Below are 17,315 nucleotides of genomic sequence, written 5' to 3' on the forward strand. Positions count from 1 at the left end.
CTAGGGGCTATTTACTCTTTGTTGCTCGGTTTTTACTTAGCCCACTAGGTTACAAACCTCGCGCCGCGATTAAATAGCCCCTAGTCTGAACAAATTTTAATCCGCAAAGATCAACAGACCCTAGCAGAGTTAAATTTACTTACAATAGGGGTAAGGTTAAGTAACTCAGCTAAAGACATCTCACTAAAAAACCACTAAAATACCTGCCAATGAATACATCAACTCCCTCTTCGAGCACACTAGTGCGTAAACCCGAAACTGTCCTCAAACAAGTGTTTGGCTACAGTGAATTTCGCGACGGTCAAAAAGCAGTTATTGACGCTGCTATTAATGGTCAAGACTCTCTGGTATTACTACCCACCGGCGGCGGAAAATCAGTATGCTATCAAATTCCTGCTTTAGTGCTTGAGGGTGTAACTATTGTTATTTCTCCACTTATATCGCTTATGCAAGATCAGGTAACACAACTGCAAGCACTTGGGGTAAAAGCAGCTTACGTTAATAACAGCTTAGCGCGAGAAGAGCAGCAATTAGTGTATCAACAGCTTCATCAGGGGCAAATTAAGCTTTTATATGTCGCACCTGAAAAAGTATTACAACGCGAATTTTTAGAACGTTTATCGCATTTAAATGTGAGTTTATTTGCCATTGACGAAGCGCATTGTGTGTCGCATTGGGGTCACGACTTTAGGCCTCATTACTTTAGATTAAATGAATTAAAGCAGCGTTTTGCACACGTCCCCATGATGGCGCTAACTGCAACTGCCGATAAAGCCACCCGTTTTGATATAGTTGAACAACTAAAACTACAACAGCCTTATATTCATACTGGCAGCTTTGATCGCCCTAATATTCGCTACACCATAGAAGAAAAATTTAAACCTATGGTGCAATTGCTTCGTTACTTAAAAGAGCAAAAAAGCCAAAGTGGTATTATTTATTGCACCAGCCGTAAACGTGTAGACGACATTGCCGAAAAATTGGCTGATGCAGGGTTAAACGCTGCCGCTTACCACGCTGGTATGAGTAATGAGCAACGACAGTTTGTTCAAACTGGTTTTGCCCGTGACGATATTCAAATAGTGGTCGCAACCGTTGCCTTTGGTATGGGTATAAATAAGCCTAACGTGCGTTTTGTGCTGCATTACGATATTCCAAAAAGTATAGAGTCTTACTATCAAGAAACAGGTCGAGCTGGGCGAGATGGACTCGCAGCTGAGGCCATAATGTACTTTGATCCAGCTGATATTGGCCGTGTAAGACGCTTTTTTGAAGACATAGACGACGAACAACGCCGCCGCGTAGAAGAACAACGCTTTAACGCAATGGCAAGCTTTGCAGAAGCACAAACGTGTCGTAGGCAAATATTACTTAATTACTTTAGTGAATATCAACGCGAGCCTTGCGGCAACTGCGATATTTGCTTAAACCCGCCAAAAAGCTTTGATGGTACCTTAGTCGCCCAGCAAGCACTTTCGTGTGTATATAGAGCTGACCAACGCTTTGGTCTTGGCTACATTGTTGAATTACTACGTGGTGCAAATACTAGCCGCATACGCGATAACAATCATCATGAGCTAAGTACTTACGGCATAGGTAAAGACAAAAGCAGTGAATTTTGGCTCAGTATTTTACGCCAGCTTATTCATCAAGGCTTACTTAGCCAAGATATAACGCAAGGTGCGTCACTTAGATTAACCGAAGCCGCGCGTGCAATTTTAAAAGGCGAGTACGCACTGCAATTAGCCGAACCACGCTTGCAAGCCAAACACGTTTATCAAGATAAGTTAGCGCAATTTAATTACGACAAAAAACTATTTGCTCGCCTGCGCGCACTACGTAAAGAACTTGCTGATGCCGATGATGTACCACCTTATGTGGTATTTAATGATAAAACGCTAGCCGAAATGGCGCAGCTTATGCCAACAAACGACAGCGAATTTTTAAAAGTGTCGGGGGNGGGGTAGGTTTTACCAAATTAAATAAATACGGCGGCGAATTCTTAACTGCAATTCGTAATTACCTAGCTACAAATTAAGAAAGTTATGACTCAAATAGAATATGACCACGCACACAAATACATTTTAATTACACCAGTCGAGCCGCCAAACGATGAAGACTTTGAGTTGTGGAGTACTCTATTTTTACACTCAGATGATGTAACACTCAACGAGTATTCTGCAGGTGCCGATCGCCATCAAGTTCGCTTTACCTATCATCAGCAAACCTTTAATTTAAACTATGAGCATTATAGCCAAAGTATTTGGATTAATGCCGAAGGCCGTGAAGCTGAGCACTTATTAGCCGCTTTAGCATTTTATTTAAGCTAGCTTTAATACCTCGCGCACAGGCGGCTCTAAACCAGGTTGGTTATTAACAAAAGTGAATATGAGTAACAATTAATTAGTTTCAAAATCCATACCTTTTACTTACATTATAATAACAATGATGTAAGCTGATATTACGGTAGTCATTTGCTACGTAGCAGTAAAGAGGTTTAATGGTGAACAAGAAATGGATAGCACAGTGTTGTATTAGCTTAACGGTTTTAAGCTCTTATGTGCCTAATGCATTCGCACAACAATCTTCAACGAAAACAGATAACTGCCTTGTAGAACAGACAGATTTAAGCACAGATAAAAACTTACGCCGAGAAGTCCAAGACAAAACATCCCTCACAAATAGTAACAGTAACGCAAAAATAGCCTCAATAAAGCTCAAGCAACTTAATGTATTTAATACTGAGCTTGAAGAGGAAAATAATGCACTATTTCGATTTGCTAACCGCGCTCATATTCAAACAGAGCCCGATGTAATCAATAACCTTTTATTATTCTCCCATGGTGACAAATACGACGCTAAAAAGCTTGCTGAATCTGAGCGTTTACTTCGTAAAGAAAGCTATTTATATGATGCACAAATTAGTGCAACCGAAAATTGCGACGGCAATGTTAATGTAGAAGTGGTTACCCGCGACTTATGGACACTTTTACCAGAAGTAAACTTTAGCCGTAGCGGTGGAGAAAACAAATCGAGTATAGGTTTTAGAGAATCAAACCTGCTTGGGTGGGGTAAGCGCCTTTCTTTGTCACGCACGACCGACAGCGATCGTAGCGGCTATTTATTTGTTTACGACGATCCTAATATTTTATCTACCCGCTACCGCGGCCGTTTAGAATATGCAGATAACAGCGATGGCAAGCGCCACTTACTTGAGCTTACCTACCCATTTTACGCAATAGACACCCCTTTTAGTTACGGTATTTTAAGCTATTCTGAGCAGCGCGAAGAGTCGCTATATAAACGCGGCGAAGAGTTTAGCGAATTTGATCAAACTACCGATTTAAACCGTGCATTTATAGGGCACTCAAAAGCACTTAATAATAATTGGACCCAGCGCTTAACCTTAGGTTACACCGACGAGCAACATACCTTTGAAGCAATAGACACAACCTTGGCACCACTTGCCGATGACAGAAGCCTAAGCTACCCCTTTATAAGCGGCCATTGGTTTGAAGATAACTATATAAAAGTACGCAATTTTGACAGCATATCTCGCACAGAAGATTTAAATTTAGGCTGGAATATTAAAAGCTTAATTGGCTATTCAGACGAGTCATTAAGTAATGACGACAGCCGCGCAGTGTATTCATTTAACTTCAAAAAAGCCCACTTTACTAACGATAATACTTTATGGCGCTTTAGCGCAGATATTGATGGCTATTGGAATAAAGAGCAGAAAAAGCTCGAAAACTTTATGGCCACCAGCCAAATACAATATTATTTAAATACCAGTGAAGACCAATCTTGGTATGTTAAAGCCCGCGTGCAGTACGCCAAAAACCTTACTGCTGATCAACAACTTACTTTAGGCGGCGAAACAGGCCTACGTGGTTACCCTATGGATTATCAACATGGCGACCGTAGTTTTTTAGTTAATTTAGAAAAGCGTTATTACTGGGAATACGATTTACTGCAATTATTTAAAGTGGGTGGCGCAGCTTTTGTAGATGTAGGCAGAGCATGGTTTAACGATAAAGATAACGGTGAAAACGCACATGTATTAAAAAATATAGGTGTGGGTCTTCGTTTAGCACCGAGTCGTGCAAACTCAGGAACTATGATCCACATTGATATTGCAGCCCCAGTTGATAGCTACGATGATGTAGACTCAGTACAGTGGCTCGTGAGCGTTAAAAACACTTTTTAAATAATACAAACGCGTTAAACTAATATCAATTGCATTAAATTAAATTTTTATAAAAGCTCAGGGCCTAAAGTGAAAATAATAGAAGTTTTAGAATTGTTTGCATCACAATATAAGTTAATTGTCACTGTAATCGCTATTTTGGTTTTCCCTCTGCTATTAAAAATAACCAAAAAATTACTCGAAAAAGCAATTAAGGGGAAGGTAGATTTACACCGAAAATACCGTGCAGAGCTCTTACTAAAAATAATACTCGCCTTTGTAGTGCTGTGTTTAGTTTTAGTATTTTGGGGTATAGAGCTGCGTGGCTTATTGGTTTTAGGCTCCTCTTTATTTGCCATGTTAGGCGTAGCGCTTTTTGCCGCTTGGTCATTACTGAGTAACCTAACCGCATTTTTACTGATGTTTATTCAAAATGACTGCAGAGTTGGCAATTGGGTACGAATTATTGACGGTGCTAATCATGTTGAAGGTCGAATAGTAGAAATGGGCTTGATGAATGTAGTGCTTGAACACATTGATGGGCACCGTGTAATTTATCCTAATAATTTATTTGTGACACGCCCTGTCATGGTTTTAAATAAAGAACCAAAGCCAACAAAAGCGCCCATTATAAAGCGTATTATTGGCCCTAAAAAAACATAGTTTAAAAAGCATCGTTTATAAAGCAGTATCCACAAAAAAGCCGCAGTAAGTAATTACCTACTGCGGCTTTTTAATGCTTAGCTAAACAGAATTTAGTTTAGCTATTAGTTATTTAGTTCAGCTGTTTTAAGCTCGTCATCTAAATCGTTTATTTCATCAATAAAGTTCTCTAGTTGCTGCTCTACTAAACTATTGTCATTTGCAAAGTAAGCAAGGTGGAATACCGCATCACCTTCATTTACTAATGGCATAGTTTGCTGACCAATAACAATCCCACCCTTAGGTGCTAAAAGTTCAAGCTCAGAGTCGCCTAATGGGCTACTAATATAAGCAAGTACTTGCCCTTTAGTCACATGCTCACCTAGTGATACTTGTGCACGCACAATGCCATCAACCTCTGCACGTATCCAACTAGTCGAACCGGCAATGATAGGATCTGGTAACTTTTTAGGACGCTTGCCACGGATCATTTTTAAATGACGCATAACATAATCAACACCCTGCACACCTGCCGCAATAGCTATAGGATCAAAACGCAGTGCTTCACCTGCTTCATAGGTTATAACCGGTATACCTAGGTTTGCAGCTTCACTTCGTAATGAACCATTACGCAATGACGCATTTATTACCGCTGGTGTACCAAATGCTTTAGCCATATCAGCCGTTGCTTCATCTTCTAAATTAGCGCGAATTTGCGGTAAGTTAGTTCGATGAATAGCGCCAGTATGTAAATCAATAATGTGAGTACAATGTACTGCCACTTGATTAAAAAACATATAAGCCATACGCCCAGCAAGTGAGCCACGCTCAGAACCTGGGAAACTACGGTTCATATCGCGTCGGTCTGGTAAATAACGCGATTTATGAATAAAGCCAAACACATTCACAATAGGCACAGCTATTATCGTACCGCGCAGTTGGCTTGGGTCTATTTTAGCAATTAACTGACGCACAACTTCTACGCCATTTAGTTCATCACCATGAATTGCCGCACACACCATAAGCACAGGACCTTCCATTACACCGTTAACCACTTCAATAGGAATATTAAGTGGTGAATGGGTATAAAGTTTAGCTGCCTCTAAGGCAAGTGTTTTACGCTCGCCTACGCCTACACTCTCTCCTAATAAGGAAAAAGGACGGTTAATTTTAACCTTTGCCACGTGTTGCTGTTCCTTTACTTGAAGCATTTTTTTCGATGAAATCAATTACCATGCCTGCAATGTCTTTACCTGTTGCTATTTCAATGCCCTCTAAACCTGGTGATGAGTTTACTTCCATCACAAGTGGTCCACGAGATGAGCGAAGTAAATCAACTCCCGCTACGTTCAAGCCCATTGATTTAGCCGCCGCTACTGCCGTTTTACGTTCTTCTGGAGTAATGCGAACTAACGTAGCGCTACCACCACGGTGAAGGTTAGAGCGGAACTCACCTTCTTGTGCTTGACGTTTCATTGCTGCTATTACTTTATCGCCTAGTACAAAACAACGTATATCCGCGCCACCTGCTTCTTTAATGTATTCCTGAACCATAATATTAGCTTTTAAGCCCATAAATGCTTCAATAACACTTTCTGCCGCTTTGCGTGTTTCAGCAAGTACAACACCAATGCCTTGTGTGCCTTCAAGTAATTTAATTACAACAGGTGCACCGCCTACCATCTCTAGTAAGTCTTTTACATCATCTGGTTTGCTCGCAAAACCTGTTACTGGCATACCAACGCCTTTGCGCGAAAGTAACTGAAGTGAGCGTAATTTATCGCGCGAACGAGAAATAGCGACTGATTCGTTTACTGGGTAAACACCCATCATTTCAAACTGACGAAGTACCGAACAGCCATAAAATGTAACCGATGCACCAATACGCGGGACGATTGCGTCAAATTCTTTTAAGTTTTCACCGCGATAGTGAATTTCTGGTTGCTCCGAGTTTATATTCATATAGCAGCGTAATGCATCAATCACCTTAACTTCGTGACCGCGTGCTTCTGCCGCCTCAATTAAGCGACGTGTTGAATATAGTTTTCTGTTGCGAGATAAAATACCGATTTTCATAGTTAAACCTTACGACCTAATAGTTGAGATAAAGCCGGGTCAACGACTATACGATTTTCCATGGCTGTACGCCCTAATAACATTCTAAACTTCATTGTTGCACGGCTTGTTAAAGTAAGCTCTATCGGCCAGCTATGCTCGCCTGCATGCAATGTCGTTTCTATAAAGTAGCGTAACTCTTTTTGCCCACTTGAGCTGGTTACGTACTTCATTTTTTTAACTTTTGCCTTGCAAGTGACTTGCGTTTGCTCATCATCCTGCAATGGTTGGGCCGTAAATTTAACCCATTTCTCTGAGTCAACTTCGTATTCTTCAATGTTAATTGCATGAATACATGAAGTGCGAGCGCCTGTATCAATTTTTGCTTTTATATCGTTAATACCAAGCTCAGGTAAACTTAACCACTCACGCCAACCAACTGTAATCTTTGCTGTCATAAATGTGCCCTTAATAAAAAAGTGACTTATACGCTACAGGTAAAAAAACACCAACGAAATAAATTTATCTAGTCGATTAGTAAATTAAATTGATCTTTTTAAACAACTAGTCACACAATGCACGCCTTACTGAACAGTACTTTATGCTACTTTGCTCAGCCCCGAGGCTCTGCATTTATTTAGTTGTTCAAACTTAACTTATTAAAAATAAAGGTAAGTTTAAAATACTTAAGTAGATACACTATAGTTAACGGTATTAAAAATACACTATTATGAGAAATAATTATGATTAATGGTTTACTACATGCACTTGTACTTGATGGACAAGGCGGCGCTCGCCCTATTGAAAGCACGAATGAGCTAAATAGCTGGCGACCAAGCCAAGGGAAACTTTGGGTGCACATGGACTATAGCCAAAGTGAGGCGGTTGAGTGGCTCAAGGCACAGCCTCATTTAAACGATTACGAATTAGACTCTTTAATTGCTGATGAAACACGACCACGTATTACAGCAACAACTAATGGGCACATGTTATTTTTACGTGGTGTAAATTTAAACCCAGCACAAAGCCCTGAAGACATGGTTTCAATTCGTTTATTTATTAGTGAAAATATCCTTATTACCACCCGTAAGCGCCGTTTATTATCGGTGCAAGATACGCTTGCGTGTTTAAATGAAAACAAAGGTCCATGTAATATTTCTGAGCTAGTATGCTCCATTACACAAAAACTAACCTCTCGCATGCAAAGCGTTATTGATTCACTCGATGAAACACTCGATGAGTTTGAAGAAGAAATAGATGAACCTAGTAAAAGGTTTGATAACCAAGGTTTATCACAGTTACGCCGTCAAACAATTGCCTTAAAACGCTATTTAAAACCGCAAAAAGAAGCCCTTAGCTCAATGGTAAATAATCACTATTCCTGGCTGTTGGATGACGATAAAGCAAAACTTAATGAAACGACTAACTTACTTATTCGTTATTTAGAGGAGCTTGATAGCTCGATTGAGCGTGCGCAAATCATTCAGCAGACAATCACTAACCAAGTCTCTGAACAGTTAAACCAGCGAATGTATGTTATGTCAGTAGTAGCGGCACTTTTTTTACCGTTAGGCTTTTTAACTGGCCTGTTAGGTGTAAACGTAGGGGGTATTCCGGGTACCGAAAGCCCTTATGCATTTAGTGCTTTTGTCATATTTTTAATTGTGCTTACTGGCGGTATTGGTGTGTATTTTAAAAATAAAAAATGGCTATAAATTAAAGCAATTTTAGTATGGCCACTCAATTGAGTGGCCATGATTGAGTAGCTAATTAGTTAGTTTCTCGGGTATAACTAACATTTGTCATCGTTACTTTAGATTCTGTAATCCCTAAATCTTCAAAGCACTCTTTGAAAGAATCCGAATTACCCGATTCCCCACACTCATCCAATGTATCAGGGTCTTGTGATTGTAGGTAATTACCAAATTTAAAGTATGACTCTGAGTCATCTTCTACAGGTATACCAAATGAGCGACCTAGTGCGCTAACATCAACATCGCCATAATTATTTTCAACACGTAGAGTAAACGAGCCACCACTAGTAATAGTACCAAGGGCAAATTTTTCTTCGTTACCGCTTGTATTTCGCAGACGAACATAAACGTCAAAAATGCCATTTCCAGCTACACTGTCATCAAATCCAGATTCATCTGTATCTGAAACATACACTTTAGAAATTGTCCCGGTATCGCTAGCATGGTGCTGAGAGATAATTGTTTTACCACCATCTGACATTTCAACTTTTACAGTTGCCTCAAAAACCTCATAGGTTTCGGTCATTGCAACACGTGCACTTTCTTTAACTTTATATTCATGACGCCAGCCATTCCCGTTTGGAGTGATATGACGCGCTTCTAAAGGAACAAACTCCAAAGTATCGCTATTTACTAATGGATGAGGATCATTACCTTCAAGATCAAAAATACTACCGTTGGTGATGTTACTCGCTATACCAGAGCCACTACCCGTATCACCGCCGCCAGTATCACCACCTGTGTCTCCACCGCCAGAAGAACTACCCTTAGTTAACGAAAAGTCATCAAAACGAACATCGCTTGAACTCTGATCATGCTTAGCAAATACTTGTAGTGAACCAGTGTTAGCCGTGGTGAAAGTTTTAGATACTTTTGTCCATGAAGAAACATTGAATTTCTCACTTTTAAACAAACCATTAAGATCATTGATCCCGATTTGCCCCTTACCGAGTACATAGGCACTTAACGTGTACTGAGTATTTCGATCTACATCTACATTTTGATAAACACGCCCTGGGCTACCTTGTATTTTCAGTGATTTAGAGCCTTTATACGAATCTGAAGATAGCGCTGCAGGCTCTGTTTCATTCCAATTACTCCAGCCACCTTCAAAACCTGAATTTTCAATCGAGGCAGCGTGCGCAAAAGAAGTACTTGCAGCAACTGCAGAGCAAATAAGTAACTTTTTAAATTTAACCATTATTTTTATTCCTTTAAACCTGAATAATAAGCAACCTTACAGCTTAGCTTGGCGATAAAAACCAAACCTAGATCGCATCATGTAAACAGACTTTTAAACCCAAAAAATTGGTAACAACAAAAAAGAATTTGAAAAGAAAAAACCTTTAAATTGGTATTACCAAATCCATCACCTAACCGGCAAAACAAGGCTATATTTTTTGTTACCAATATGTCAACAAGTTAATTGTTACCATGAAAACTATAAAACCTCTAAAGGGATATATTTAAAATACAAAAAAACACCTTAAAAACAATAGGATAAAAACGTATTGATTTCTATTTACACTATGTAATAAATTTTAAATTTAAGAAAATAGTAGTACCCAAAATAAAAACCACTATTACCAATATTTAACACAAAACTTAATGCCTTATGAATAAACACCGTTATTTCCTGATAAAATTGTTACCAAAACAGACTGGTAATACCTGTTAAATTTAATTTAACTTTAGTTATAAAGATAAACTTGCATGACTAAAATTTAAAAATACGCGCTTATATAATTTAAAATTTCAAAATATTAGTACAAATAAATAATTAAAAGTAAATTTTATATGTGAGATTAACCTTTCAAATTAATAGGTGATGATGAAATTGAAATACTAAACAGGTACTAATTTTGAGATTTCTTTGGAGTGAATAACACTTTGTTGTTTATATGGATACAGATGAGGGGCGTGAGCAGAACGCGGAAGCTGCGCTCGGTTAACTTATTCTTACATGGATGTAAGCAAGCTTGAATCATGTAAAATTAGCACTCCCTAATTCGAGACACAAAAAAGCGAGTACTTTTACAATACTCGCTTTCAAATTAATAAATCTAGACTCTAGTTAGCTGCATTACTCTTGAAAGTAAGTGCCCCAACCGTCGTACTCAACTTCGCATTCTACGGCTAGTTGCGCTAGCTTATCAACGTCTTCCATAATTACGTCTACGTCTAGCTCAGCTTCTACTACTATGTCGAAGCTCCAAATTTTGCTGCCGTCTTCAAGCTCAAGCTCTGCTGGCTCTTCAACATCGTAGCCTAGTTTAAAAGCAGCCAATGCTGCTTGCTCTAGCTTAGGGAAGTCTTCACATACAAAATGGTGTTCTACTTCATAAAGTATTTCAGGATCTGATCCATCTTCAAGTAGTGAACTTACGATGTCTTCACTTATTTCACGCCAGTTTTCCATTATTTATCTCTCACTTGAGCATCTAATTCAGTTATTTTAGCAGCCATAATGCTATGCACGCTTTTAGCATGCTCACGCGCGCTAGTGTTTTTATCAAGCGATATAGGTGCTAACATTTCGATGTGAATTGTACCATTATCCCAACGATTTAGCTTAATGGTTTTATGTGTTGTATTCATACATACTGGAATCATGGGTACATCTGCGCTCATTGCGGTGTGAAACGCGCCAGTTTTAAACGGCAATAAACCTCTTCCGTAACTTCGTGTACCTTCAGGAAACATCCATACAGATAAGCCATTCTTCTTAATTTTTTCGGCTGCTTTTGAAATAGTTCCCGCCGCTTTGGAGCGATTAGATCTGTCTATTAATATATTACCCGACAACCAGTAAAGCTGACCAAAAAACGGAATCCACTTTAAGCTTTTTTTACCTAAACTTACGCAATTTTTTGGCACCATTGCTGGCACTGTAAATAAGTCGTAGCTATTTTGATGATTAGCAACATAAACCGCAGGACCTGGATCAACGGCATCTTTATGACGTGTTAAAACTAACTCAACGCCAATCATTTTAGCCATTGAGCCAAACCAACCCGCTATTATATGTACATTATTAGGATGAAATGGTCTTACAATCGAAAGTAATAAACCAAAAATACAACTGAATAATATAAACAGCAGCATAATAAAAACGCGTATGACAGCTAGCAAATGGGCTTCTCCAAAAATCAATTATGATTATTATAGCGTTATTTTGTGACACAAACGAGTCAATAGCGCACAAGTGTACGCTGAAATATTTAAGCTGCTTGTTTTAATATTGCTTTAAAATGGTTTTAAAACAAAAACGGCCTGCAAATGCAGACCGTTTTTATTTGTACAAAAGAAGTCATTCGCTACTCTTCGCTAATGACTTCTTTTGGTTCATCATCTTGAGGTGTTAACTCAACAACCGCTTCGTCAACACGCTGTAAGCCACGTGGTAGTTTATTACCCCTACGCCCTCGCTCACCATGATAATGCTCTAAGTCACTTGGTTTAAGTGTTAGTTTTCGCTTACCAGCATGAAGCGTAACACTGCTACCTAGTGGCACAACAGCAAGCACTTTTACAAACTCTTCCCGGGCTTGTACTTTAGCACCCGGTATAGAAATGATTTTATTACCTTTACCCTTACCTAATTTTGGTAAGTCACGTAGCGGGAATAAAAGCATTCGGCCTTCGTTAGAAATAGCCATACAGTAATCGCTAGCAACATCGTTCACTCTAATAGGCGAAAGTAATATTCCACCCTTAGGGACACTTACCAGCGCTTTACCATTTTTATTTTTACTAACTAAGTCTTTAAAGTCGGTAATAAAGCCGTAACCTGCATCTGACGCCATAAGCAATACTTGCTCGTCTTCACTCATTACCACGTGCTCAAAATTAGCACCTGGTGTTAAGTTAAAGCGACCTGTCATTGGCTCCCCTTGGCTACGCGCCGAAGGTAGACTGTGTGCATCGGTTGCAAACGCCCGCCCTGCTGAATCTAAAAATACTGCAGGTTGATTACTCTTACCACGAGCCGAGGCTCTAAAGCCATCACCTGAGCGATAATTTAAGCCTTGTACATCTAAGTCATGACCTTTACCAACGCGTGCCCAGCCTTTGTCTGATAGCACAACAGTAACTGACTCTGATGGAATTAAATCTTTTTCGTTAAGTGCTTTTGCTTCTGAGCGCTCAATCACTGGTGAGCGGCGATCGTCACCGTACATTTCAGCGGCTTCTTGAATTTCTTTTTTAAGCAGTGTCGACATACGACGCTCAGAACCCAAAATTTGCGCTAATTTATCACGCTCTTTGGCTAGTTCATCTTGCTCACCACGAATTTTAAACTCTTCAAGTTTTGCTAAATGACGAAGTTTTAATTCTAAAATTGCTTCTGCTTGCGTATCAGTTAAATCAAAGCGCTCCATTAATACAGGCTTTGGTTTATCTTCACTGCGAATGATTTCAATCACTTCATCAATATTTAAAAAGGCGGCTAATAAACCCTCTAAAATATGTAGACGCGCTAATACTTTATCTAAGCGATACTGCAAACGACGACGCACTGTTTCGCGTCTAAATATTAGCCACTCACTTAAAATACAGCGTAAGTCTTTAACTTGCGGGCGGCCATCTAGGCCTAGCATATTTAAATTTACTCGGTAATTTTTTTCTAAATCAGTGGTTGCAAATAAGTGCGCCATTAATGGCTCAGCTTTAATGCGATTTGAGCGCGGAATAATTACAATGCGTGTTGGATTTTCATGATCTGACTCGTCACGTAAATCGGCAATCATTGGTAACTTTTTAGCGTTCATTTGCGCTGCAATTTGCTCAAGTACTTTACCACCAGAACATTGATGCGGCAGCGCTGTAATAACGATATCGCCATGCTCTTCGGTGTAAACCGCACGCATTTTGATAGACCCGCGCCCGGTTTTATATATTTTATGTATATCGGCTTTGGGAGTAATTATTTCAGCATCTGTTGGGTAATCTGGTGCATGTACAAGCTCAAGTAATTCTTCAAGCTCTGTTTTTGGTTTATCAAGTAATAAACAACATGCGCTAGCCACTTCACGTACGTTATGTGGCGGAATATCAGTTGCCATACCTACAGCAATACCGGTTATACCGTTAAGTAAAATATGCGGTAAACGAGAAGGCAGTACAACAGGTTCATCCATTGTGCCATCAAAGTTTGGTGTCCAGTCGACGGTGCCTTGACCAAGCTCTTTAAGCAGTACTTCTGAAAACTTAGATAAACGCGCTTCGGTATAACGCATTGCTGCAAACGATTTAGGGTCATCTGCCGCACCCCAGTTTCCTTGTCCATCTACCAAAGGGTAGCGGTAAGAAAACGGCTGCGCCATTAATACCATCGCTTCGTAACATGCACTATCGCCGTGTGGATGGTATTTACCGAGTACGTCACCCACTGTACGGGCTGATTTTTTGTACTTGGCATTAGCCGACAAACCCAGTTCGCTCATCGCATAAATAATACGACGCTGTACTGGTTTTAAGCCATCACCTACATGCGGCAAAGCACGGTCCATAATTACGTACATGGAATAATTTAAATAGGCGTCTTCGGTAAAGCGCCCCATTGTTTGTTGCTCAATTCCTTGCATTAGCAAGGTATCTGTATCACTCATTAAAGCTTACCTAGTTTTTCTTATAGCTTACACGGTAGATTACGTTGGCGTAATCATCGCTTACTAACAGACTGCCGTCACCTAATTCTGCAAATGCAACAGGGCGTCCAAATGTTGTTTCGTCTTTCATAAAGCCAGTAATAAATGGCGTATATTTAGTTACGCGACCTACTTCAATTGTTGCTAGCCCTACTTTATAACCTGACTTTTTAGAACGGTTCCATGAGCCATGTTCAGCAACAAATAATTGTTGCTTATAGCTTGCTGGAAATTGCTTACCGTTATAAAAATGAATACCTAATGGCGCTACATGCGCAGGAAGTGCAAGTGCTGGTGACGTATAATCGGCAATGTTTTTACCTTCACCAAACTCAGGGTCAATAATTGCACCGGCATGAACATACGGAAAACCAAAATGCTCCCCTTCTTGCGTTGCACGATTTAACTCATCAGGCGGAATATCATCGCCCATCATGTCGCGACCGTTATCACTAAACCATAGAGCTTGAGTAGCTGGATGAAAATCAAAACCCACTGTATTTCTCACGCCCTTGGCTATTGTTTTTATTTGTTTTGTTTCTACATTAAGCGCAAAAATACGGCCAAAACGTTCATCTTCAGCACAAATATTACACGGTACACCCACCGGAATGATTAGCTCACCCGTTGGTGCAAAACGCAGAAATTTCCAACCATGATGACGCTCGCTCGGTAGCTTGTTATAGACCACATCAAACTTTGGGTCTTTTAATTGGGTATCAATGTTTTTAAAGCGAATAATACGATGTACTTCGCCTACATATAAATCGCCATCTTTAATTGCTATGCCAGAGGGCATATTAAGGCCTTTAGCCACAACAATTTTTTTATCTGCTACACCATCGCTATTATGATCAATAAGTGCATATACGTTGCCCGCTTTACGAGAACCTACATACACAATCCCTTTTTTTGAAACGGCTATTTGACGTGCATTTTCTACATCGCTCGCAAATAAGCTTATTTCAAATCCCGGTGCTACTGTGAGCTTATCGAGTATATTTTTAGCCATTACAGGAGCGGTAGTCAGCCCAAGTAACAGCAAACTTCCTAGTAGTTTTTTCATTCGCCTCTCCTAGTGTTAAGCACAGGTAATTAAACGAGTGCCTTGTTACCATGATCTTCTAACCATTGACGACGATCAGGCGATCGTTTCTTAGCAAGCAGCATATCCATCATTTCCATGGTCTCTACTTCTTCATCAAGCGTAAGCTGCACTAAACGTCGGGTATTTGGATCCATCGTAGTTTCACGAAGTTGTAACGGGTTCATTTCACCCAGACCTTTGAATCGTTGTACGTTTACTTTACCGCGTTTTTTCTCGGCTTCTATGCGCGCCAAAATAGCGGTTTTTTCTTCTTCATCAAGTGCGTAATAAACTTCTTTACCAATATCTATTCTAAATAATGGCGGCATTGCTACATACACATGCCCTGTTTTTACTAACTCTGGAAAATGACGAACAAACAGAGCACATAATAACGTCGCGATGTGTAGTCCATCCGAGTCAGCATCGGCCAATATACAAATTTTATTGTAGCGCAGTCCCGACATATCCGTTGACTCGGGATCAATACCCAATGCCACTGAAATATCGTGCACTTCTTGTGATGCGAGTATTTGGCCTGACTCAACTTCCCAAGTATTTAAGATTTTACCACGTAGCGGCATAATTGCCTGAAATTCACGGTCTCGCGCTTGTTTAGCAGAGCCACCAGCAGAATCACCTTCCACTAAAAATAATTCGGTACGGTCGTTATCGGCCGCGCTACAATCTGTTAGTTTACCCGGTAAGGCAGGACCTGCAGTAACACGTTTACGCACTACTTTTTTAGCTGCACGCAAGCGAGTTTGCGCATTTGAAATACATAACTCAGCTAATAATTCTGCTGTATCTGTATGTTCATTTAACCATAAACTAAACGAGTCTTTTACAACCCCCGATACAAACGCAGAACATGAGCGTGATGATAGTTTTTCTTTTGTTTGACCGGCAAATTGAGGGTCTTGCATTTTAACCGACAACACGTAACTACAACGATCCCAAATGTCATCAGGAGTTAATTTCACACCACGAGGGAGTAAGTTTCTAAACTCACAAAATTCACGCATTGCTTCAAGCAAGCCTTGGCGTAAACCATTTACATGCGTACCACCTTGCGCGGTAGGAATAAGGTTTACGTAGCTTTCAGCTATTGATTCACCACCTTCTGGTAGCCATACAACAGCCCAGTCAGCGCCTTCAATTGAACTTTTAAATTCGCCTACAAATGGGTCTTGCGGTAATGTTTCAAAACCTTTAATTGCTTCAACTAAATAATCTTTTAAGCCTGTTTCGTAAAACCATTCTTGGGTTTCTTTTGTTTGCTTATTAACAAACTTAATTCGCAGTCCTGGACACAAAACTGCTTTGGCTTTTAATAAATGATTAAGTTTGGTAATTGAGTAGTTTGGTGAATCAAAGTAGCTAACATCAGCCCAAAAACGAACCGTAGTACCGGTGTTACGTTTACCCACTGTACCAATTACATTTAAGTCTTCTACTTTATCGCCGCTTTCAAATGCCATTCTGTATTGTTGAGCATCGCGTCTTACTGTTACTTCTACACGCGTAGATAACGCATTTACTACCGAAATACCTACGCCGTGTAAACCGCCCGAAAACTGATAGTTTTTGTTGGAAAACTTACCACCGGCGTGTAGCTTAGTGAAGATCAATTCAACCCCAGGGATACCTTCTTCTGGGTGAATATCAATAGGCATACCGCGCCCATCATCGCTTACTTCAAGCGAATTGTCTTCGTGGAGTATTACGTCGATACGGGTAGCATGGCCAGCCATAGCTTCATCGACACTGTTGTCGATAACCTCTTGACCTAAATGATTGGGACGTGTTGTATCTGTGTACATCCCTGGGCGTCTTTTTACCGGATCTAATCCATTAAGTACTTCAATGGCTTCGGCGTTATAATTTTGATCACTCATAGTTTTTGTCTTTATATCCGCTAAGGCTCTAATACGTTT

General features: G+C 39.9%; 13 protein-coding genes and 1 pseudogene. 5 read left to right on the top strand and 9 right to left on the bottom strand.

Annotated features, from left to right (window positions below; translation table 11 throughout):
• Nucleotides 1-209 precede the first annotated feature (209 nt).
• From recQ to L656_RS0108410, 4 genes and pseudogenes are all read left to right on the top strand, one after another.
• Nucleotides 210-2,038, top strand: a pseudogene (gene recQ, locus L656_RS01000000122070) (DNA helicase RecQ).
• 7 nt (nt 2,039-2,045) lie between these two features.
• Nucleotides 2,046-2,330 carry a DUF3630 family protein gene (locus L656_RS0108400; protein ID WP_024598872.1) on the top strand — a complete coding sequence of 95 codons (285 nt, stop codon included), beginning with the start codon at nt 2,046-2,048 and terminating at the stop codon, nt 2,328-2,330.
• Nucleotides 2,331-2,500: 170 nt separating this feature from the next.
• Complete coding sequence (locus tag L656_RS0108405) at nt 2,501-4,210, top strand: ShlB/FhaC/HecB family hemolysin secretion/activation protein (RefSeq protein ID WP_024598873.1); 1,710 nt, start codon at nt 2,501-2,503, stop codon at nt 4,208-4,210.
• Nucleotides 4,211-4,279: 69 nt separating this feature from the next.
• Entirely contained in the window at nt 4,280-4,852 is a 573-nt protein-coding gene (locus tag L656_RS0108410; protein ID WP_024598874.1) for a mechanosensitive ion channel domain-containing protein, read from the top strand.
• A 104-nt stretch (nt 4,853-4,956) separates the two neighbouring features.
• Here L656_RS0108410 and L656_RS0108415 read toward each other — a convergent pair whose 3' ends face one another.
• The 3 genes from L656_RS0108415 to L656_RS0108425 are packed head-to-tail and all read right to left on the bottom strand — an operon-like array spanning nt 4,957 to nt 7,344.
• Nucleotides 4,957-6,015, bottom strand: a complete 1,059-nt coding sequence (locus L656_RS0108415) for a succinylglutamate desuccinylase/aspartoacylase family protein (RefSeq protein WP_024596237.1) — start codon at nt 6,013-6,015, stop codon at nt 4,957-4,959.
• Nucleotides 6,002-6,907: a 30S ribosomal protein S6--L-glutamate ligase gene (gene rimK, locus L656_RS0108420; protein WP_002961977.1), complete on the bottom strand. Its 906-nt coding sequence runs from the start codon at nt 6,905-6,907 to the stop codon at nt 6,002-6,004. Before rimK ends, L656_RS0108415 begins: the two co-directional genes overlap by 14 nt.
• Before the next feature lie 2 nt (nt 6,908-6,909).
• A complete protein-coding gene (locus tag L656_RS0108425; protein ID WP_024596236.1) occupies nt 6,910-7,344 on the bottom strand; it encodes an ATP-dependent zinc protease family protein in 435 nt (144 codons plus the stop codon).
• Nucleotides 7,345-7,629: 285 nt separating this feature from the next.
• Here L656_RS0108425 and L656_RS0108430 point away from each other — a divergent pair, with 285 nt between their 5' ends.
• Nucleotides 7,630-8,601: a zinc transporter ZntB gene (locus L656_RS0108430; RefSeq protein ID WP_024598875.1), complete on the top strand. Its 972-nt coding sequence runs from the start codon at nt 7,630-7,632 to the stop codon at nt 8,599-8,601.
• A gap of 55 nt (nt 8,602-8,656) precedes the next feature.
• Here L656_RS0108430 and L656_RS0108435 read toward each other — a convergent pair whose 3' ends face one another.
• The 6 genes from L656_RS0108435 to parE all read right to left on the bottom strand — a co-directional run bounded on the left by L656_RS0108435 (nt 8,657) and on the right by parE (nt 17,276).
• Entirely contained in the window at nt 8,657-9,841 is a 1,185-nt protein-coding gene (locus L656_RS0108435) for a polysaccharide lyase family 7 protein (protein ID WP_024598876.1), read from the bottom strand.
• A gap of 882 nt (nt 9,842-10,723) precedes the next feature.
• Nucleotides 10,724-11,059 (bottom strand): ribonuclease E inhibitor RraB, encoded by a 336-nt coding sequence (gene rraB / locus L656_RS0108440; protein WP_007376503.1) that lies wholly within the window; start codon nt 11,057-11,059, stop codon nt 10,724-10,726.
• A complete protein-coding gene (locus tag L656_RS0108445; RefSeq protein WP_024598877.1) occupies nt 11,059-11,772 on the bottom strand; it encodes a 1-acylglycerol-3-phosphate O-acyltransferase in 714 nt (237 codons plus the stop codon). The genes rraB and L656_RS0108445 overlap by 1 nt, the downstream gene beginning before the upstream one ends.
• A 185-nt stretch (nt 11,773-11,957) precedes the next feature.
• The gene (parC, locus tag L656_RS0108450) at nt 11,958-14,252 is read right to left on the bottom strand and encodes a DNA topoisomerase IV subunit A (RefSeq protein WP_024598878.1); all 2,295 of its coding nucleotides are present in this window, start codon (nt 14,250-14,252) and stop codon (nt 11,958-11,960) included.
• 10 nt (nt 14,253-14,262) lie between these two features.
• Nucleotides 14,263-15,357 carry a PQQ-dependent sugar dehydrogenase gene (locus L656_RS0108455; RefSeq protein WP_024598879.1) on the bottom strand — a complete coding sequence of 365 codons (1,095 nt, stop codon included), beginning with the start codon at nt 15,355-15,357 and terminating at the stop codon, nt 14,263-14,265.
• 29 nt (nt 15,358-15,386) lie between these two features.
• Nucleotides 15,387-17,276 (bottom strand): DNA topoisomerase IV subunit B, encoded by a 1,890-nt coding sequence (gene parE, locus L656_RS0108460; RefSeq protein WP_024598880.1) that lies wholly within the window; start codon nt 17,274-17,276, stop codon nt 15,387-15,389.
• Nucleotides 17,277-17,315 lie beyond the last annotated feature (39 nt).

This window comes from Pseudoalteromonas sp. TAE56 (genome assembly GCF_000497955.1).
In the GTDB taxonomy this organism is placed as follows: domain Bacteria; phylum Pseudomonadota; class Gammaproteobacteria; order Enterobacterales; family Alteromonadaceae; genus Pseudoalteromonas.